At 42.1% G+C, this 21,066-nt stretch carries 14 protein-coding genes; 6 read left to right on the top strand and 8 right to left on the bottom strand.

What is annotated here, in order from left to right:
- Positions 1–39 precede the first annotated feature (39 nt).
- Genes I3257_RS07810 through I3257_RS07800 form a run of 3 tightly spaced genes read left to right on the top strand, consistent with a single transcriptional unit; the run spans position 40 to position 5,233 of the window.
- Positions 40–933 (top strand): hypothetical protein, encoded by an 894-nt coding sequence (locus tag I3257_RS07810; protein WP_238049332.1) that lies wholly within the window; start codon positions 40–42, stop codon positions 931–933.
- A 4-nt stretch (positions 934–937) separates the two neighbouring features.
- Positions 938–3,382, top strand: a complete 2,445-nt coding sequence (locus I3257_RS07805) for an AAA family ATPase (RefSeq protein ID WP_238049331.1) — start codon at positions 938–940, stop codon at positions 3,380–3,382.
- 3 nt (positions 3,383–3,385) lie between these two features.
- The gene (locus tag I3257_RS07800; RefSeq protein WP_238049330.1) at positions 3,386–5,233 is read left to right on the top strand and encodes a hypothetical protein; all 1,848 of its coding nucleotides are present in this window, start codon (positions 3,386–3,388) and stop codon (positions 5,231–5,233) included.
- Positions 5,234–5,795: 562 nt separating this feature from the next.
- Here I3257_RS07800 and I3257_RS07795 read toward each other — a convergent pair.
- The 8 genes from I3257_RS07795 to I3257_RS07760 form a co-directional block, all read right to left on the bottom strand.
- Positions 5,796–7,478, bottom strand: coding sequence for an NAD-dependent malic enzyme (locus tag I3257_RS07795; protein WP_238049329.1), 1,683 nt, complete (start codon positions 7,476–7,478; stop codon positions 5,796–5,798).
- A gap of 360 nt (positions 7,479–7,838) precedes the next feature.
- Positions 7,839–8,546, bottom strand: coding sequence for an ABC transporter ATP-binding protein (locus I3257_RS07790; protein WP_238049333.1), 708 nt, complete (start codon positions 8,544–8,546; stop codon positions 7,839–7,841).
- Positions 8,547–8,634: 88 nt separating this feature from the next.
- The gene (locus tag I3257_RS07785; RefSeq protein ID WP_238049328.1) at positions 8,635–9,909 is read right to left on the bottom strand and encodes an FtsX-like permease family protein; all 1,275 of its coding nucleotides are present in this window, start codon (positions 9,907–9,909) and stop codon (positions 8,635–8,637) included.
- Positions 9,906–11,147 carry an efflux RND transporter periplasmic adaptor subunit gene (locus I3257_RS07780; protein ID WP_238049327.1) on the bottom strand — a complete coding sequence of 414 codons (1,242 nt, stop codon included), beginning with the start codon at positions 11,145–11,147 and terminating at the stop codon, positions 9,906–9,908. The genes I3257_RS07785 and I3257_RS07780 overlap by 4 nt, the downstream gene beginning before the upstream one ends.
- 334 nt (positions 11,148–11,481) lie before the next feature.
- Positions 11,482–12,324, bottom strand: coding sequence for an ABC transporter ATP-binding protein (locus I3257_RS07775; protein WP_238049326.1), 843 nt, complete (start codon positions 12,322–12,324; stop codon positions 11,482–11,484).
- Positions 12,325–12,339: 15 nt separating this feature from the next.
- Entirely contained in the window at positions 12,340–13,326 is a 987-nt protein-coding gene (locus I3257_RS07770; protein ID WP_238049325.1) for an iron ABC transporter permease, read from the bottom strand.
- A gap of 53 nt (positions 13,327–13,379) precedes the next feature.
- Positions 13,380–14,237 carry an ABC transporter substrate-binding protein gene (locus I3257_RS07765; protein WP_238049324.1) on the bottom strand — a complete coding sequence of 286 codons (858 nt, stop codon included), beginning with the start codon at positions 14,235–14,237 and terminating at the stop codon, positions 13,380–13,382.
- 150 nt (positions 14,238–14,387) lie between these two features.
- Positions 14,388–15,521 (bottom strand): ChuX/HutX family heme-like substrate-binding protein, encoded by a 1,134-nt coding sequence (locus I3257_RS07760; RefSeq protein WP_238049323.1) that lies wholly within the window; start codon positions 15,519–15,521, stop codon positions 14,388–14,390.
- A 480-nt stretch (positions 15,522–16,001) separates the two neighbouring features.
- Between I3257_RS07760 and I3257_RS07755 the strand changes: the two genes are divergently transcribed.
- The 3 genes from I3257_RS07755 to I3257_RS07745 all read left to right on the top strand — a co-directional run bounded on the left by I3257_RS07755 (position 16,002) and on the right by I3257_RS07745 (position 21,038).
- Positions 16,002–18,182, top strand: coding sequence for a TonB-dependent receptor (locus tag I3257_RS07755; RefSeq protein WP_238049322.1), 2,181 nt, complete (start codon positions 16,002–16,004; stop codon positions 18,180–18,182).
- A gap of 102 nt (positions 18,183–18,284) precedes the next feature.
- Positions 18,285–19,550 carry an HmuY family protein gene (locus tag I3257_RS07750; protein WP_238049321.1) on the top strand — a complete coding sequence of 422 codons (1,266 nt, stop codon included), beginning with the start codon at positions 18,285–18,287 and terminating at the stop codon, positions 19,548–19,550.
- A 348-nt stretch (positions 19,551–19,898) separates the two neighbouring features.
- A complete protein-coding gene (locus tag I3257_RS07745) occupies positions 19,899–21,038 on the top strand; it encodes a siderophore-interacting protein (protein WP_238049320.1) in 1,140 nt (379 codons plus the stop codon).
- The last annotated feature ends 28 nt before the right edge of the window (positions 21,039–21,066 follow it).

The following is a 21,066-nucleotide window of genomic DNA, read 5'->3' as shown; positions in this document are numbered from 1 at the left end:
GCTGCGTAACTAAAATCTCCCAAGTTTATGTGTACGGATTTGACGGCAGGGGTCAATCTTGGTAACTTTGATATTGCCAGCAAGCAACCTACACCATACTTTATCCTTACTCATCTACAGCACAGTATAGATACAAAGCATTTCTCTCAGCTTCAAGACCCATTACATATTACTCAATCTGATGACTGGATTATCCACTTACATGACAGCATAGCACAGGGTAACAAACCCTTTGCAAGTAAAGTTAAACGATTTATGGGGCTTGATCAGTCTGACAAACAAAGCATTGAAGAGTTTGAGGCGCATTTACAAGAAGAAATGCGTTTTGAAATATTATCGTCATATCCAAATGTTAATGAGATTGATAATCTCGATATGCATCTCGCTAAACTATTGCGCAGACAAAAATATCTCGAAGAACATAACTATAGCGCAGATATCGATGACTTATTATTGCAATCTCAAAAGTCATTAGAAGCTTGCTTTAAACATGTTTTGACCACTTACCCACATCAACATAATAAGATACTGCCCTACTCCTCAGATAAAAAATTCTTATTGCAAGCTCTAATTTTACGAGCAAATAACAGAGCTCTAGATGAGAGTCTAGAACCTTTCTCTACTTGTAATGTTAGAGCGGTACAGTCAGCTATAGGTTTTTCAACGGGTAAATACCCCACTATCTATAGCTCTTTAAAGCCTATTATAACGGCAAATATTCTAGCAATTGCTGATTACTCTAATCACCCATTGCTACTTACCGATGATTTAGATGCTGACTTGCTATTTTTAAGTCAAATATGTGATTACCGTAATGAAAGCTCGCATGACGGGCCAAAGACTGATATTACCCAAAGTACAGCGCTCGATCTGGCAAAATTTACAACTCAATGGGTTCAAAATTACTTAAACCAATTAACTGATAAGGCATAGCACTATGGCAAGAAAGAACAGAAAAAACAACCATGTAAAGTCTGAAATTCCTAGCCCTAGTGCAAATAAAGAGGTTACAAAAATATCAGAGCTTCTAAAAAGTGTTACAGGTTCGATTGTCAATAAAGAACAAGAAATGTTATTGGAAAAGGATAATGAGATTAGAGAGAAGATGCTAGCTGACCTAGAGTCTTATACTGAAGCTGAACAGCAATACAAGCAAGACTCGGCTGAATACCAAAGTAAAAGCACTCTTCTAAATGAAGAGCTTGAAGCTCTAGAACAACAAAAGAGCGATCTATACCGTCAAAAGACCAAACTTGACGAAGACAATGCATCAATAGCTCAACGGCAAACAGAGGTTGACAACGCACGTCAGCAGTTACTAGAAGAAAAGAAAAGTTTAAAAACAGAACAGCTTGAGCTTCGAAAGCAGTTATCTGTTTTAGAAGAGCAACAAATTAATGCTGAATTAGGTTTTGCAAGTCAAAAACAAGAAGCGCTACAAGTCAAAAATAAAGAGCTAAGTGAACTACAGAAAACATCTCTAGCTCAAATAGAACAACGATTAAAAAATATTTATGATAAAGATAACCAGCTTAGAGAGCGTGAACAACAAATATCATTGATAGAAGAAGAGTTGACCCTTAGAGCCAATAATTTAGAGCAGGATTTACTAAAAGAATTACACGCTAGAAAAGAAAATGACAACAAAGCCTTACAAAAGCAAAAGTTAGATTTAGTCGAACAGGAGAGCGCACTTAAACTGGCGCAAACTGAATTAGAAGAAACGAAAGCACAGTTAGACATTCAAAACGATGTACTGAAAAGCCATATTCATCGGCAGTTTGAAGCAAAACTAACTCAATTAGCCGCTGAAAACAAAGCGCTTATAGAGAGTAAAAGAAAGGCAATTGACGAGATAGATAGAATGGCACAAGAAAATGCTCAATTTGAGGATTTAAAGCGCCAACTAACCACCGATGGTATCAATAACGTTCAAGAAGAACTAAACCGACTTAGACAGAAGAATAGAGAGCTTAAGCATGAACTAAGTGAACGTTATGAAGATGGATTAATAGAAGATAATCAAAGATTAGAAGAAAGATTAGATGACACACTAAGTCAATTAGAAGACTTAAAAGCAAGCTATGCCCAGGCTCAGAGTGAACTTAATAACACTCGATTAAGCGCGCTTGAACGTCAAAACTTGCTACAAGAAAAACGAATATTAGAAGAACATAAAAGAGTGCTGAATATTAGTATTGAACAATTAAAAAGTCAGATTGATGACTTAGAAGATGCTCAAAAAGGCGCACTACCATTTGCGCTACTTAGTGACATGGATGAAAAATTCAGTAGTCTAGCAAGTGGCTTGCAAGCCGTGCCAAGCTTAGAGGAATTCTCAAACCTTATGCGTGCCCGCATTGCCAATCAAGGTCTTTATTATACTAATAAAGACATACGGCTATTTATTGCTGGACTGTCAATGAGCAAGCTACATATTTTGCAAGGTATCTCTGGTACAGGTAAGACTAGCTTAGCTCGAGCCTTTGCAAAAGCGATTAATAACCCACCCGATAATGATAATGAACTTTATTGCGAGGTGATTCGAGTACAAGCAGGCTGGCGTGATAGAGAAGATTTATTAGGTCACTATAACGCGTTTGAGAAAAAATTCTATGCCAAAGAAGCATTACAAGCTTTATACCGTGCCCAACAACCGCGATTTCAGAACACTCTACAAATAATTTTATTAGATGAAATGAATTTGTCTCAACCTGAACAGTATTTTGCTGACTTTTTGTCTCTATTAGAAACTTCTGATATCGCAAAAATAAACTTATTAGATAGCTCACATCATGATGCACCCTTGCTATTTAAAAATGGTCGGACCTTAGAAATACCTAAAAATGTATGGTTTATAGGCACTGCAAACCACGATGAAACAACCAAAGAGTTTGCTGACAAAACCTATGATAGAGCCCACGTTATGGAAATACACAGAAGTGAGAAACTTACTTTCGATAATACGGTGGACAATACTCAATACTCCTATAGCAGTTTGATAGAACGTTTTGAACAAGCTATTACAAAACATCAGTCAGATGTCGATGATATATTCGAGTTGTTATTAGAGAGCGAATTGCAGAAAAACCTACTTAAAATTAAAGTTAGCTGGGGTAATCGCTTGCAAAACCAAGCTCGTAAGTTTATTCCTGTCTATATGGCTTGCGGTGGCACGATGGCAGAAGCACTTGACCATTTGTTAGCTACTAAAGTATTCCGTATTGGTAAAGTCTGTGGTCGATATGATACACGTTCTGATAAGATTGAGGATATCAACGATAGCTTACTACGGATATGGGAGACCTTAGGTTTATCGGATGTCCCTGAAGAGAGTAGTTATCTTTTAGAGCAGGATATAGAAAGGTTAAGTGGAGTCTAATATATGCTTGATAGAATTACAGGCGATATCGTCTCATTATCCACATTACCTATAATTACTTCTGTAATTCCACAAAGATATGTGAATACTCGCCCATTTACTTACAATCGACGTTTTGAAGTAGATGCTTATACTATTCTTTTCTGTGATAGTACAGGGCACTTTGTGATAGATGACGCAGATTCTGTACTATGCCTAGATCCAGCGATAACAAGTACAATGAGTCGTTCAATTGAACATATAGCCTTACAATTGGCATTATGGCTAGCAGAGGATGAATTGACTCCTCTACCTAGCCCACTTGTGCCTGAGAAAGTGTTCGAGGACACTGCTAAATTGAACGATTTTGAACAATCTTTGTTCGACGTATTGGAAACAGGTCATTTACATCAAATAGCCTACCAGCCTAGACTTGATATTCGTTACGATGAAGAGTTAATTGATGTTAGCCGAGCAAAGAAGATATCTAATAAAGCTCATCGTTATTTAGCTGTGCATTCCGAGACTTGGCAAAGGCGTACTTTAGCAGGCGTGTATCCTAGAAAACTTTTAGCTAAAATTAGTGACGATAACTACTCTATATATGAAAATAAAGTTTTTTCAAGACTACTCGATAGGGTCATGCTATTTTTACAACAACGACTTAGAGAACTAGAGGAACAAATCAATAATATTGATGATGCCCTACAACTTGATAAAGCGCATGAAAGCTATTACAAACTAACCAGCCTTCTTTGTAGTTTATGGGCAAGCAATCTCAGTGATGAAAAATCCGCCGAAAAACGCAAAGAGCTAATGACAATTAGTGAAAAAAACTTAGCATTGCAAGATAACATAACTAGATTACAAAGTTTTGGACTCTACTTAAAAATCCCTCAAGCCCATAAGAATATTTCAAACCAGTTGCACAAGACAAATATCTTGATGCATGACCAACACTATAGACATGTGGGTATTTTATGGACAAAACTCAATAAACAGTCTCAAGAAGTGAAAGATTTAATTAAAGCGTTGGAAAAAAAGCGCCAGTTCCAAGAAGAGTACAATCAATATGCTTTGTTAATTTTATTAAGGGCACTCGAAGAGTTGAATTTTAATACTATTAAAAAAACTACTGGTAGTATACTTCTAGCAAACGATGAACTTAACTGGCAAGTAACTGTTGAAGTCGATCAACAAACACATAACTGGCGTTTGACTCATACATATTCGAAAAACCTATTAAATATTATTTCCATCGCCAATCAAATTGATGATACCTTAAATCATGATATAAAAAGTAATCCCCATCTGATCGTTATTCATCTTTTAGAGTCAAAGATTGACCTATCAGAGAATAAGCCTGTCACAAACAATGCGATACTAGCTAATCCACTTAATTTTATGGCTACCGAGCGCCTTATTACTCGACTGCTAGAATGGCTATACGTTGACATATTAACAGGATATGCCAGTGACTTACCATTTAATAAAATCTCCAGTCGTGCTCTACAAAGTCTAGCAGAGACTAATAGTATCCATAAGAACGCCAGTAGCTATCAATTAATAAATGAGTTATCTATTAATAGTAAAAAAGAAATTGAAAGCTACTTGCGTCATACAGATAAAGCGAGTCTGCTAGAAAAAAATCAAGAAGTAGCAGTTTTGAAGCACTGCCCTTTATGTCATCAACTATCCACATTTGAACCAAGAGCAACAAATCGTACCTTTATCGCGCAATGCTTAAACTCGCAATGTGGTGTAACCTATCAGCTAACCTCAGATGCTGATAAGAACCGATATTTTAAATTGAATGCTAAAGGTGAATATAAGGAAGCTGGTCGTTGGAATATTAAATTCTCACTAGAATAGACAATATTTTACTCACTACCTACCACTATGGGGTAAGAATATATACATGACTTCTTAGCATTTTCCTTCCCCACATATTATCTGAATGATGTTAAGGTAGCGTTAGAATAATTTATATTCTTCAATTAGCATATTACTTATATCTAACAATAAATAACAATTAATTTTAAGACCAAACATACTGTAATATTGGCTGGAAAATCGATCTATAATTCGATTCAATTGTTGGTATAACCGTTGGTATAAGAAAAAATATTTTTAAATAAAAATATTTAAATCAATAACTTGGAATATTTATGTGGTTGATACTGGGCCCACCAAATTCAAACCCTTACAGGCATTTGCTTGTAAGGGTTTTTTGTTGTCTAGAATTTAATAAAAAACAATCATTGAGCTGTGCTGAAAAACCGGTAAAAGTAAACTTGCTAAACTAATAGATTGGATAGCAGTAAAAAAGGTTGCCAACACTATATGTAATATAGCGTTAGCAACCTTTTTTCATTTAGTATTTTACTTAGATAATGTGCTTAATATTAGAATTTATTATATCTAATTTCTAACATTAGAAAGAAGTACGGCGATAATTACGATATTCAGGTAACCAAAAATTCGCTTTTAATCGACGTTGTAAATTCTCCGCTGTGATAGGTAGTGCTAGCTTATCTTGAGCCGCTTGCAATGCCACTGCATACGCTATTTTTTCACTGATCTCTCTGATCACCTTAATAGGCGGTAGGATGGCACCAGGGGCTTTTTCGTATTCCATTGATATATCTGCAAGGGCTTGGCTTGCCGCCATGAGCATATTATCGCTGATACCCGTGGCCCGTGCTGCTAAAACACCCAGACCAATCCCGGGGAAAATATAGCTGTTATTACACTGAGAAACCTCGAAAGACTGACCTTCAAAAGTGGTATGAGGGAAAGGGCTACCTGTTGCAACAATTGCCTCACCCTTGCTCCAATTAGTCACTTCTTGCGGTGTCGCTTCCACACGAGACGTGGGGTTTGAAAGTGGTAATACAATAGGATGCTCAGTATTAACACACAAGGATTCGATCACCTCTTGGGTGAACAGACCTTTTTGCCCACTGACACCAAACAATACAGTTATTTTTGCTTGTTTAACCACTTGCGCTAAACCGAGTTTCTTACTTTTATCCCAGCTTTCAATAGCGGATTCTTTTTGTACTAACGGTTCTTGGAATTTTTGTAGCTCCGTCATGTTATCAGTAAGCAGACCATAGCGGTCAACCATAAATACTTGGCTGCGAGCCTGCGCCTCCGTTAACCCTTCACGCTGCATTTGGCGAATGATATGTTCAGCAATACCGCAACCAGCAGACCCTGCGCCTAAAAATGCTATTTTTTGTTGGCTAAGTTTCTGACCTTTATTTAAGCACGCGGCAATCAAGGTACCGACTGAAACCGCAGCAGTACCCTGAATGTCATCATTGAAGCAGCATAATTGGTCACGATATTTATTCAATAATGGTGTCGCATTCTCTTGGGCAAAATCTTCAAATTGTAATAATGCCTCTGGCCAGCGACGTTTAACGGCTTGAATAAACAAGTCGACAAACTCATTATACTCATCACCAGAAATGCGTGGGTTTCTCCAGCCCATGTACATAGGATCGTCAAGTAGCTGTTGATTATTGGTACCAACATCCAACAAAATTGGTAAGCAATAAGCAGGGCTAATGCCGCCGCAAGCGGTATACAAAGCCAATTTACCAATGGGAATACCCATACCACCAATGCCTTGATCCCCTAAACCTAATATACGTTCACCGTCAGTGACAACGATTACCTTCACGTTTTGCTTGGTGGCATTTTGCAGCATGTCATCGATTTTATGACGCTCAGGATATGAGATAAACAAACCCCGTTTACGGCGATAAATTTGCGAGAATTTTTCACATGCTTGACCCACAGTTGGCGTATAAATGAGCGGCATGACTTCCTCAATATGCTGCTCAATTAGATGGTGAAATAAGGTTTCATTGGTATCTTGGATGTTACGCAAGTAAATATGCTTATCCATATCGCTAGTGAATGAGCGCAGTTGATGATAAGCGCGTAGTGATTGCTCTTCAATTGTCTCAATGTTATGAGGCAATAGCCCAGTTAAATTAAAGCTATCACGCTCTTCTGATGAAAAAGCACTGCCTTTATTTAGTAAAGGAGTCTCTAAAAGAGCGGGGCCTGCAACGGGAATATATAAAGGACGCTTGTTTGACATAATGTAATCTTCTTATTAAAGGCATATGAGTGAAAGCCATACTGAGTGAAAGCTATGCTAGTGCTGCATTATACATAGCATCTACTGGTATTTAACAATAGATAACAAAATCATTTTGAATGAACATGGCTCTAAAGGTGATGGCACGGATACATTGACCTAGAAATATAGAGGTATTTAGCTTTTACCTTAAATTTTTATAAAAAAGGGTTTGTGATTATCGGTTGTTTTACATGAGATTTCATAAAATCAAAGCCGCTACCTTTATTGATGTCAGTATTGACGGTGGGATTTATAGGAATCCTTGTTAAGCAGATAAGTAATCCGCCAATATGACTTTTATTATCACTACAATATTTTTCAATTATTCAACGTATCACTATCAATACGACCATCAACCAAATTAATCGTGCGATCGCAAGATGCTGACAAGCGTGGATCATGGGTGACCAGCAATACCGCGCAATCACGTTCCTGATTGACTTTTCGGAACAGCTCAAACACTTCGCCAGCCGTCACGGTATCCAGATTACCTGTAGGTTCATCAGCCAATAGCAATGCCGGTTCGGTTATCAAGGCACGTGCAATCGCAACACGCTGTTGCTGACCACCTGATAGCTCGTTAGGCTTACTGTCAGCAAAGCGCTCTAACCCAACCGCTGCCAGTAGCTCGCGCGCTTTTTGGATAGCAAGCTTATTTGGACGACCCCTTGTCAATGTTAGCGGCATTAAGATATTGTCTAATGCACTAAACGCTTGAATCAGATGATGAAATTGAAAGACAAAGCCAATACTACTACCACGTAAAGCGGTGCGACCAGCATCATTCATAGCGCTGGTCGCTTGACCCAATAGATATAGCTCACCGCTGGTTGGCTGATCTAGTAACCCTAGTACATTTAGTAGAGTGCTTTTACCTGAACCAGAAGGACCAATCAGGGCGGCAAAGTCGTTAGTGCTGATAGTTAAGTCAATACCGTGCAGCACCTCAATCTCATTAGGTTGACCGATGTTATAAGACTTTTTTAGTGCCTCTAAACGCAGAACTTCGTGAGATTGACTGGACATAGGAGTTAACGTCTTATTAAAAGGATTGGCAGCAACATCTTTAAAGTCACTGTTAAAGTCATTGTTAAAAGTGTCGCTAGAATCATGATTAGACATAACGAATAGCCACCACTGGATCAAGTGCTGCTGCGCGCCGCGCTGGAATAGCAGCTGCTATCACACCAGTTAGCGTTGCTAACGACATAGTCACTAAGATCAGGTTTATCGATATGGGAATTGTAAATATGTCGGGTCCAAAAGTATTAAAAGACCAGACCAATACATAGCTGACACCACTACCGACAATCGAGCCTAGCAAGCCAAATATAGCCCCTTGAATTAAGAATATTCGTAGGATTTGCTGACGAGTTGCACCCATGGCTCGTAAGATACCAATCTCGCGCGTACGCTGAACCACACTGACCGATAGCACACTGGCAATGCCAAAAGCCACCGAGATCGCCACAAAAACGACAATCATATTGCTAGATAAACTTTGAGCCGTGAGACCACTCAGCAGTTGGGCGTTGGTTTCAATCCAGCTTTCTGCTTGCAATGAGGTCAAACGACCCACTTGTGCAGCGATTTCCTCCGCCTCAAAGATATCTTCAACCGTCAAATCAATGACTGTGATACCGCCCGGTAGGTTGAGTAATGACTGCGCTTGTTTTAGGTCTAGATACACGTAGCGCGCATCAAGCTCTCGTACGCCGAGCTCAAATATACCAGCGATATTGACTACAGCGCTGTTGTTACTGATTTTGCTACCAAGGCTGTTACTCAGATTATTGCTGCTACTGCTGTCTTGACCCGTATCCAAACGTAATTTGCTGCCGACCTCTACACCCAAATCTTTAGCCAGTTCACTACCAATCAATACATTATCTGCGCCCACTCGCAGCTCACCACTGATTAAGTACTCATCAAGTGGGATTATATTCTGATAGCGCGCCAAGTCAGTACCTACTAGTATCACCGACTCTAATGCCTCACCACGCCGGACGAACCCAGGCCCAGACACGTTTGGCGATACGGCAGTTAACAAGGGCAGTTGATCTAGCGTATCAGTGATTTGCTGCCAATTATTAATAGAACGTAGCCGCTGTGGACGCTTGTCTTCTTGTATCAGTTGCAGCGTATCGTCAGCATACGGCGCTATTAGGTTGACTTCGTCTGGCGCTACTAAGCGAATATGTGCCTGACTGCCGAGGGTGCTGTCAATAAGGTTGGTCTGTAATCCTTGGATGAGTGCGGTGATAAATATAATAACGGCAACACCTATCGCCACTCCCAGAGTAATCATCAACGACTGTATGCGTCCCTCACGTAAAAAACTGATGGCAATAGTGGCATCAATCCAAAGTCTACCGAAAAAAGCCGTCAATTGACTGTCTCCGCTGCTTGGCTCTTATCACTTACCGTCGTTATCTTGTCAGCATCAGCAGCGATAAAAGGTGCTGCTTGAAGCGCGGTTCTCACTCTTTTTCCATCAGCCAGTGAGACTGTGGCATCAACCAATATCTCATCACCTGCGCTCAGTCCTGAGAGCACCTCTGATGCTGATAGCCCGCGTAACCCTAATTTCACTACTCGACGTTGTATTTTACCATCACGCAATAATAATACTTCGGCGCTGTCTTCTTTAACATTGGCTAGTGCATCATTAGGAATGACTAAGGCTTTTGCGCGTTGATCCGTTTCGATATTCACTGATACCGTCATATCTTGACGCAAAAAATCAGGTACAGGATCGACGGACAATCTCACCTCTACTGTACCGCGTTGCGGATCTATACTTGGTGCAATGAAACTAATACGTACGGGGAACGGTTTATCTGGATAGGCATCGGCAATAGCGACTGATGGTTGCTGCAAAGCCAATCGAGATAAATTACGTTCATCAAGCGGTACTCTTATTTCAGTCTTACCATCGAGGGCAATAGTAAACAAGCTCTGACCTGGCTGTACCAAATCGCCTATTTCTACATTTCGGGTCAGAATAGTGCCTGATACTTTGCTACGTACTTGCGCTTTGTTAAGCTGAGCCTGCAATGCGGCGATACGAGCACGTAATAAATCTTCTTCAACACCACCAGAGGAGAGTGCATTCGCTCTCAGGCGTGCATTTTCAAGGTCATTGCGTGCTTGGGCTTGGGCTTGAATCGCTTGCTCCATTTCCTCATCAGAGATGGCCGAGATAGCAGCCAATTCGCGCCTACGCTCGACATTACGGTCAGCTTGCGCCAACGCTACTTCGGCATTTGCCAAATCTACTGCTGCCTGTGGACGAGTGCTACTAATCAATTCCGCCAACTCGGCTTCTGCTTGCCGCACTTGGGCTGCAACGTCATCGGAGCTTAGTACCAATAATAAATCTCCTGCTGCGACTTGTTCGCCTTCTGCTACTCGTCGCTCTAATACAACACCTGATATCTCGCTACCAATGTCAGTATTTGATACGGCAACGACCCGTCCAGTCGCTACGACCGTCTGCACCAAAGGCATCGAAGATATTCTATAGCTTGGTAATAGTGGTCCTTGCCACCAGCGAAAGGCAAAAAAGCCCGCAACAATGATGAGCAGTAGTGCGCTAACAATCAGTTTATAAGGAATAGCGCGCAATGAGTTTCTCCCGTTCAGAACAAATACCTAGTGGTTTACAGTTTCTACTAAATCCGATCGTTATGCGAGTTTACTGCAAAATTTTTTAGGTTTAAAATTATTTATTAACTGAAAATCATCCTGTTGGTATGGTTATATTTTGCATGGTTATATTAAAAATATTTGATTCACTACAATATTTAAGATGTAAAAAAAACCCCTTCATGCTATTATTTATATAGCATGAAGGGGTTTTTACTGCCGAATAAATCAGTGCAATATATACAAATTAAAAAGCCAAGTTGATCATCAAATGCCTATCGTAAAGTCAGAATAATGGCTCAACTGCTCAGAATCATATAAACACCAAGCCATCTTCAGTTTGATGCACCTTAATATCGACATCATAAACATCGCTTAATTGCGAGCGTGTCATCACTTCACTAGGCGTTCCTTGTGCAACAATTTGTCCACCGCTTAATAGCACCACTTCATCAGTATAGCGATGCGCATGGGTCAAATCATGCAACACAACCAAGATACTTTTGCGTTGATGTCGCACCAAATTATGCAAATAATGCAGTAAAAAACGCTGATGGCGAATATCAAGATGATTGGTCGGCTCATCAAACATCATGATTTTAGTGTCTTGCATTAGCGCCCTTACGATAGCCAAGCGCTGCTTTTCACCGCCTGATAAGGTTTGCACACGGGCACTGGCCAAACTTAATAATTCAAAATCTTGTAACAAACGTTGCGCGCGCTCAACATGATGGCTATTTGGGCGCTGATACCATGCAAGATTTGGCGAGACTCCTAACAGCGCATAATCCAATACCGTTAACGGCAGCTCAAAGCGCTCATGTTGTCCAACCCAAGCGATATGACCATCATTCATGACCTCGTTGATCGGCTGACCGTAAATCGTAATGTGACCATCCGTTTTAAGCGCGGTTCCCGTATGCTGACCTAAAACCGTATGCAGCAACGTACTTTTACCCGCGCCATTTGGTCCGATAAAGGCGACCAGTTTTTGGCTTGGCACGGTTAGCTTGTCTATCTTTAACAATGTTTTATGACCATGCGAAATATGAATATCTTGCATCGACAACAGCTCGCCTGCATTACTACTATTTATACGACTATCTTGATTCGCTAGCGATGTCTTTGATGTAGCCGTAAAAAATGAATGAAACATAAACACTCTCTCCAATTAACGGCGGCTACTACGCACAAACAGCCAAATAAAGAATGGACCGCCAAGCAACGCTAAAACGATACCAACGGGAACATCCACTGGATAAGCAACATGTCGCGCCGCGCCATCAATGACGAGTAATAATATCGCCCCAAGCCAGCCAGACCAAATCATGAGGCGCATACGTCCGCCACCAAACAGAATAGCCAGCAGGTTTGGCACCATCATGCCAATAAAGCCGATGACGCCTGCTAAAGACACCGCCGCCCCTGTCAATAATGCCGAAGCAATCACCACCAAACAACGAACCACACCCACCTTGATACCCAAGGATTTAGCGGCTGCCTCACCTAACATCAACCCGTCCAACTGCCGACCTAATGGTAATAAAATTGCCAGCCCTAAAATCATAGAGACAATCGAATAACGCAGCGGCACAAAGCCCGCTTCCGCCATACTACCTGACAGCCAAATGGTCGCCGAGCGCAGCACCATGTCATCAGACATAAATAAAATCAGGCTAACCACCGCCGCACAAAAAGCGCTGATGACAAATCCCAATATCAGCAAGCCCATCTGCCCACCACCCAAAAACCGATGACAAGCGAGAATAAACAAGCACACCAATACGCTTCCGGTAAACGCTGCAAGCGGTATCCCAATGCCCCCAAACCCCAATGCCAGAACCAAAACAACACCAAGCGCTGCGCCACCTGACGTACCGATTAAACTTGGATCCGCTAAAGGATTTTCAAATAAAGCCTGTAATGCTGCACCACTAACTGACAACGCCATGCCAACCAACAATGCCGTCACTACGCGCGGATAGCGTAGCTGCCAGATAGTATCGTCAAGATGGCTAGGGCTTGACCATTCGCCAAAGCCAATACCAAGCGCCAACCAAATTAGCAGCACAGATGCGACAGTAGCGGCAACATAATAGATGCTATGTCTGTATTTTCCAGTTTGTATAGGGATAGAAGCGGAAATCGTATTTGCCATGTGAGATATCGTTTTATTGAATATAAAAGAGGTTATGCTATATATTGCTTGAGCTATTTTGCTACAGCGTTCAGCTTTTTTAAGACTTGCGGTGAATTCAGACCATAACGTAAAAAGTCATCTGCTGGCCAAAAGTGGACGCCAGCATTTTTACCAGCCGCACTTGCCGCAACCTCAGGACGTTTACTAAATTGACTGACACCGCCAACCACTGCCTGATTATGATCAGCAATGATAATGACATCGGGCTTAGCAGCCAGCCAGCCTTCGCGTGACATAGGTTTTAACCCCGATACGTTTGCCGCATTGATTCCACCAGCACGCCGAATCAACTCATCGCCTACCGTGCCCTTACCTGCAACGATACGACCATCGTAACTTAATAAATAGCGCTTACCGGTTTTTGCCATTGGGCTCATTCCTGCATTCCAACGCTTAGCAAGCTGCGACCCTTCAGATTTTTTATCCACGTAACTGCCAATTGTTTTAATACTATTGGCAAAGGTATTTACTTCTTCTTTAGGCGCTACATTGACGGCTTTAACATTTAGACCATTTAAGCGCTGATAAATGCTCACCGGCTGTACCATATAACTGCCGAGCACCAAATCTGGCTTTACCGCCAACACTGACTCGGCAGTGATATTACGGTGCATACCCACGGCTGGTACATTCTTTAACGCTGGATTATTATTGGTCGCATCTTTACCGACCAACTTATTGGTCGCTCCTAGGGCCACGACCACATCTGCGACATCTGGACTCATGGCGACAACACGCTCATAAGCTTGGGCAGAAAGCGAAGGCACGGCAAATGCGCCAATAATAGCCGCAGTGCTGATAGCACGACTCATCAATTTTTTATTTATCACTGAGTGAGTGATTACTGTTTTTGATAATTCAGAAGACATAAGCATTCCTAATTTGCTAACGTAAAAAATGACACTATTAACAGAACCATTAACGTGTATTAAGCATCCCAAATAACTCACACAACAGCTATGACTTATCCGTTATGTGAGTGTCAATATCGCAAAATTTGCTGATTTTTTATGACGGGTTTACACGCTCTCTGCTTCAGCCATTGCAACTGCTGCTAAGGATTCTGCATACGAATGCGTTTCGATGATCGTCGAGACAATTTGCTGCCATGCTTCAAGCTCAGGCGTGCCTTCAATTCTCTGACCGAACACGCTAAAAATACTGACGCCGTGACCATCAAAACCTTCGATACAAGTCACGATACCGTCTTTGGTTGGGCGCTTAACGCTCCACAGTTGCGCCAATGCCTTGTCTTTTAAATGCAGCGTAAAGTCATTATGGTCTTTATCTAAAATATTGAACCAATCGCCCATGCGCTTGAGCGTCTGCACGGTGCCAGTCTGAATCTGCACGAGTCCGCTATTACCAACAAATATCATAATCGGACATTTGGCATCACGCGCTTGCTCAAATACCGCTTCGACCGCGCTAATATCAAGCTGCTGCGTCATCTGCTCTGGTGCTTGACGGTAGCTACTAGCACGATCGATATCGAGATTTTTTAATAATGAGTGGAATTGATGCACGTCTGTCATCGCTTGCCAGCCTTGCTGTAACTGCGCGCGCGCATCTTCACTTAATGCCTTGTAACGCCAGTCATTTAGCGGCTCTTGTGCTTCTAATGTCAGCGTATCATTACTGACCGTTTGCTGCTGCTCCTGAATCATCGCTTGCCAACGGCTGATATTCTCATCACTCAACTCTCGTAGATACACTTTGTCGATAGCAGCACCTTGGGCGTTATAAAACTGAATACTATAAGATGGCTTATCGGCGCGGCTGGTATCCGTTACCGCCAGCATATGCTGCCATTGCCACATAAAGAATCGCAAATCTAGACCACCAACATTGAGTGCCAAGCCCATTTTTTCGCCAAGCTTAAGATTGTGATACGGCGCCGTTTTTTCATGCACGGCCAGCTCGTTTCTAACGATGCTTTCCATGTCACCAAACGTCTCAAACTGCTTTAAAACAGCTTTGCACTGATCTCCAATATACTGACTATAAGGAGATGCAAGCATCAGCTCAAACTCGCTGACACCTAGCGCAGTCGCCCCTTCTGTGGGAAACAGCATCGGTATTTTTACTTTTAATGCTTGGTATTGTTGCCACAGCTCAGTATTTTTTTTGCTTAACGATAACGGGTGACTCATGAGGGTCTCCATAAAATAAATAGCAGTAAAAAAGCCAATGATCTTGGCTATGTAGTATTGAGATATGAATATCTTTAGAAAATAGCAGAGACGATGACTATGATTGATATTTGATAAGACAAATGCATGCTGTACTATAGGGCTTGCAATGATGCAGCAAGGGTGTATTTATCAAGCAGACTTTTAGCAATTATCGCTGCTAGTTCATCATTTATAATTTTGTCTCTAGGCTTCGGACGAAATCATTATGGCAACATTTTTTCACTTTGTAAACGATAATATTTATCATTTACATCTTGATAATTATTATCGTTTGAAATACTATGTCTGGGCTTTGTTGCTTAATCTAGTGAATCAAGTAACCAAACCTTTAATAATTCATACTATGAAATGGTCGCTTTAAATCGCTCTTTTTGTAGAAAAAGGTCTTTAAGTAACACGACTTTCTTACTCTCTCTTTTTACGATGGCTGTTTTATTTATGTCAATTTTAGCGTTTGATTTATCGTTGACTCATACGGGACTAAACACCCATCCCTCACCACTGCGTCATAGCCCATTAGCCATCAGTGTGGCATTAGCATTGTTTGCATTCACGTCAGTTTCAGTCCAAGCAGCGCCGCTTCTCGCAGAGACTAATGTTGATATGACCGACGATGCAGCCATGCCGAGCACACGTTTAGATCCTATCGTAGTAACGGCCACACGCTCTGAGCGTGCATTAAGCGATGCGCCAGTTGCCCTGCAAGTACTCAGCCGCCAGCAGCTAGATGACAACCATGCTCATACTTTAAAAGAAGCGCTAGCCTTGTTGCCCAATGTGTACTTACGCGAAGTCCACGGCAAGACAGGTTACGAAGTCAGCATGCAAGGCTTCACAGGTGATCAAGTATTGGTGTTGATTGATGGCTTACCCATCACCGCCAGCACTGGCTCGACAGTAAATTTGAATCAATATATGAATATGGATATTGAGCAAATAGAAGTGGTGCAAGGAGCGGCGTCAGCGCAGTTTGGTAGCGCGGCGATGGGCGGCGTCATTAATATCATCACCAAACCCATTGGCGCGGCAACAGGACATATCACCACCGAGATTGCCAGCAATGGGCAGCAAAATCCATCTGGTAAAAAGCTAGATGCCAATAAGCGCTATGTAGAAGCCAGCGTGGAAGGGGCGTTAGATAAAAACCAGCGCTTTCACGCGCGTCTATCAGGCTCGTATCTGGACAATGATGGCTTAAGCTTAGACCATGAAGCATGGCCCAGATTAAAAGATGCCAGCGAGCAATCACAAGTCAGTGCCCGCCTCAGCTACCGCCCTGACGGTAACGACACATCAGGTAATAACAATGACCGCAACGATAGCCGACTGGTCAAAAATTCTCAATATTGGCTAGAAGCCAGCCACTATAAAGAAGACGATATTAGTCGCTTTAATTATTATGTGGCACCGCGCTATTTGGCACAGCAACGAGATGAGCACATCAGCAAGCAGCGCTTTAGTATCGGTGCACGCGCTGATATCGCGCCGCATGTCGATGATCGCAGCAAGACTTATCGATTGTCCGCTCAAGCGCTGCATGAGGAATATCAAAGCGAATCCAATACTAAAACACAGCAAGCCATCACTAGTGCCCGTGATACAGAGATTAGTACGACGTTGGCGCAAGCCCAGCTCGACTTACCTGAGCTATTGCTATCCGATAAGCACCTTCATCTTATCCAAGTCGGCGGTCAGGTTCAGCAAGACAAGTTAAGCCAAACGAAAAACCAAGTCAGCGAGCTTATCAGCGATGACGTCAGCCGTGATGTCGGTGAGCTGTATCTACAAGATGATTGGCTGATCGGCAATAACTGGGAAGTGTTGAGCGGTATTCGCTATCAAAACGATGAAGACTTTGGTGGTCATACGGCGCCGAAAGTATCACTTAAATACAACCATTTGGATGCCAGCGGTCGTGACCATGTCTTTCGTAGCAGTATTGGCGGTGGTTATCGCGTGCCCAACCTGAAAGAACGCTACTACGTCTTTGACCATAGCAATTTGGGTTATAAAGTCATGGGCAATCCTGACTTGCAGCCTGAGACTTCAACCAGTTACCAGATCGGCTATCAAGGTCAGCTGAGCGACACCGTGAATTTGACGGTCAATGGTTTTTATAACGACGTGAACGATCTGATTCAGACCGATGAAGACAATGCGAGCTTTGAGGGAAATATCGCCATTTATAAATATATGAATGTCGATAGTGCCAAAACCTATGGCGGCGATATTGGCCTTGACTGGCAAGTGGACGAGCGCGCCAAACTACAAGCCAGCTACGCTTACCTCAAGACGCATAACAATGTCACCGATACCGAGCTGACCTATAAGCCCAATCACAAAGCGATGCTGGCACTAGATTATCAAATCAATGACAAATTACAGCTGATCCCGCGCCTCAATTATGAATCCAAACAGCTGATTAGTACCAGCGAGCAAGCGTATTCACCCTCTTGGTGGACACTCGATAGCAAGCTCAATTATGACGCCACTGCAAACTTGAGCTTGTATGCAGCGATTAATAATATCTTTGATGTGCAGCGTGATGTCACCGATACCAGTGACTACCGTCCCATTGATAATCGCGAGTGGTTACTTGGCGCCAGCTACCATTGGTAAGCCTTTGATTCACAATCATTCTAAAGCAAGTGTATTTGTACCGCTATTTTTACCCTTATTTTGTACCCTCTATCTGAAACCACAACCTTCAAGGAAGCTGATATGACCCCCATTTCCCCAGCAATTCACACCAAGCCGACCAAATTGGCATTACTGTTTAGTGGCAGTATTTTAGCACTCAGCATGACTGGCTGCGGTGGTGGCGGTGATGGCACCAGTAGTGACAGTAACGGTAATGGCGGCACTACCCCGCCTGTGAGCAGTGCCAGCTTTAGCGAAACGGCTACTTGGCAAGTCACCAATCTAGCGCCTAATACTGCGACCTGTTATGACTTTGATACCAAAGCTGAAAGCTCGTGTGCTGAAGATAAATGGGATATCAAGTTTGATAATCAAGCGCGTTCGGTCAAGCTTTGGTCAAATAGCGGTGATTCTGGCACTGGCAAAGGCGGCGTTTTTGGTTTAATCGATTGGTCAGATTTGAGCCGTTATAGCAATGCAACTCAAGATCCTGATACCAGTCGTGATATTACCATGCACTACAATGAAGACCATAGTGGCGGTATTTTTGATGCGCAGCCTTGGTTTGAATACAATTTAAAAGACAACCATCAGCTCTACCCGAACAATCGTGTCTACCTTGTCACCACAGATAATAGCAGTGCCATGACAGACAGCAGCGTACAGCAGCCTATTTATGCCATGCAGATTACCAACTACTATAATAATGCTGGAACCTCCGGCTACCCTACTCTGCGCTGGATTGATACTGCGCTACCGAACAAGGTGCAGACGCAAACCATCGATGCCTCAAACAATGATAACTGGGTCTATTTTGATCTAACCACGGGACAAAGTAGCGCCGATAAAAACAGCACTTGGCATATTGGCTTTAAGCGTAATAGCGTCATTTTAAATGGTGGCGATTCTGCTATCGGCACTAATAAAGGCAAAGTTGGTGGCTTCTTATCAAAAACACCAATAGGGTATTATGATGATAAAGGTGAGCCCATTGTCAGCAAGTTTATGACCGATGGTAGTGCAGCGACTTTAACCGACCTTACCAACACCGCTGTGTACGATGAACCGATGAGTGCCAGAAGCTGGGTCATTGATAGTAAAGGCTCGGATCTCAATCCTGCTTATACAGGTAATTTCCCGAACCTAGACTTTGGCTGGTATACCTACAATGGCATGACCCATCAACTAAATGCCAAAGCGGTTGACAGCGCTCAAGGCGCGCTCATTAGATCCGCTGAAGGCAATAGCTATGCCCGCGTGCGTTTGGATAAAATCAATTACCCTGATAGCTCAGCGACGACTGCGACCTCATGGGAATTTAAAATAGACATTCAACCTGCTCCTTAACACTCTACTGTTCGACTTTAGCTCGCCCAATCCTTTTTTGTAAGCTATCAAACCTTGCAAAAATAGGTTGGGCGATCACGTTTATACAGTCTAAGAGTCACCACTGCCAATAATTACAAGAAAAATATTAGTCATTCGATAACACCTGTCCTTTTATGATTGTAAATAAATTAACCTATGGTATATTATCGTAATAAAAATATAGGTGATATTAATAATCATTAACATTTGCATGTTTTATGCTTATTAACTATTATATTTCCATCTTGCCCTTAATCAGCAGCCAATCATTTATTAATTAAAAATTTTGCTGAACAATTATTTGAATTTTGGCTTGGATGACATTTTATGGCTCAACCACTTACTCAGTACGATTTCGATAAAACGCCGCTCGACATGGCTGACAAAGCCCAGTTTATGAGTCATGTCAATGAAGAGCATCAAGATGAACTCGCGATGTTTATCAATGCCTTTACTACCACGGCAGTGAGTGAGCACGAGATCGCCTCGATAGCAGAGCTGTATACTGATGGGATACTAATGGATGTCACAACTGCCCATCATGACAACGATACCTTAACAAACAGCAGCAAGCTCAGCCGTCAATATTTTATCGATTTTACAGTTCCTATTAGTGACTCTATGACGCTACAAGAGCAATATATAACGCTATTGCAAACATCTGCCAATAAGCTTGGCAAGCGCACGATTAAGCTTCAAGAACAGCGTTTTACAGTCATTAATGGCTATTATGCCAGCCCCAATATGTATCGACTGCTGGTAACCGCACCCGATACTACGCCACTCACTCATCCGGGCTACGCGTATTTGTTTGAGCTAAATGCGGACGGTCTATCTGCTACAAACAACCAGTCAAAAGACCATTCAAGAGATAGTGACAAACCTTTGCAGCGCTACTATACCTTGCGAAAAGCATGGCGAGATTCGAGCAGCTCGTCCGTCCAAGCGTGGATAGATGTCTACATTCACGGCGACACGGCAGGAGGCAATTGGGCGCGCGCACTTAACTGTGACAGTCAAATCAAAACAGTACGTGAATATCCAGAGAAAATAGAACATCTCAGCACTGGTCAGTGCTTACTCATCTGTGATGAAACCTCCTTGCCTACGGTGGCCAATCTATTGGAAAACTGGCAGAATCCATTGCCGCCCCTCGTCATTGCCATCACTAATGATCCAGAGGATATCAGTTATCTACACACCCTAACGCTCAGTAATCCACTACGCCATAATGCGCATTTTTTGCAAGATAATGTGTGCCAGCTGGTTAATACCCCAACAACTGATATTACTGAGCAAATAATGGCATTATTAAATACACAATTTGCGCGACTGCCTGTCAATATTGACAAGGTATGGGGCGCGCTGGAAGCAGCGGATATCAAATCATTACGACAGCAACTAAAGGCAACCCTTGGGTTATCACGTCAGGATATGGTCATTAAAGTCTATTGGCGTGCGCAATAAGCATTATGTTTTTCATAAGTGGCATTTT

Source organism: Psychrobacter sp. Ps7, assembly GCF_022129225.1.
Taxonomy (GTDB): Bacteria; Pseudomonadota; Gammaproteobacteria; order Pseudomonadales; family Moraxellaceae; genus Psychrobacter; species Psychrobacter immobilis_A.
This window is presented reverse-complemented; position numbering and strand designations above follow the sequence as displayed.

What these genes read in the sequence shown, in the direction of transcription:
- I3257_RS07760 (WP_238049323.1), bottom strand. Translation starts at nt 15,521, where the DNA reads ATGAGTCACCCGTTATCGTTAAGCAAAAAAAATACTGAGCTGTGGCAA.
- I3257_RS07800 (WP_238049330.1), top strand. Translation starts at nt 3,386, where the DNA reads ATGCTTGATAGAATTACAGGCGATATCGTCTCATTATCCACATTACCT.
- I3257_RS07805 (WP_238049331.1), top strand. Translation starts at nt 938, where the DNA reads ATGGCAAGAAAGAACAGAAAAAACAACCATGTAAAGTCTGAAATTCCT.
- I3257_RS07755 (WP_238049322.1), top strand. Translation starts at nt 16,002, where the DNA reads ATGTCAATTTTAGCGTTTGATTTATCGTTGACTCATACGGGACTAAAC.
- I3257_RS07795 (WP_238049329.1), bottom strand. Translation starts at nt 7,478, where the DNA reads ATGTCAAACAAGCGTCCTTTATATATTCCCGTTGCAGGCCCCGCTCTT.
- I3257_RS07770 (WP_238049325.1), bottom strand. Translation starts at nt 13,326, where the DNA reads ATGGCAAATACGATTTCCGCTTCTATCCCTATACAAACTGGAAAATAC.
- I3257_RS07750 (WP_238049321.1), top strand. Translation starts at nt 18,285, where the DNA reads ATGACCCCCATTTCCCCAGCAATTCACACCAAGCCGACCAAATTGGCA.
- I3257_RS07765 (WP_238049324.1), bottom strand. Translation starts at nt 14,237, where the DNA reads ATGTCTTCTGAATTATCAAAAACAGTAATCACTCACTCAGTGATAAAT.
- I3257_RS07745 (WP_238049320.1), top strand. Translation starts at nt 19,899, where the DNA reads ATGGCTCAACCACTTACTCAGTACGATTTCGATAAAACGCCGCTCGAC.
- I3257_RS07775 (WP_238049326.1), bottom strand. Translation starts at nt 12,324, where the DNA reads ATGTTTCATTCATTTTTTACGGCTACATCAAAGACATCGCTAGCGAAT.
- I3257_RS07790 (WP_238049333.1), bottom strand. Translation starts at nt 8,546, where the DNA reads ATGTCCAGTCAATCTCACGAAGTTCTGCGTTTAGAGGCACTAAAAAAG.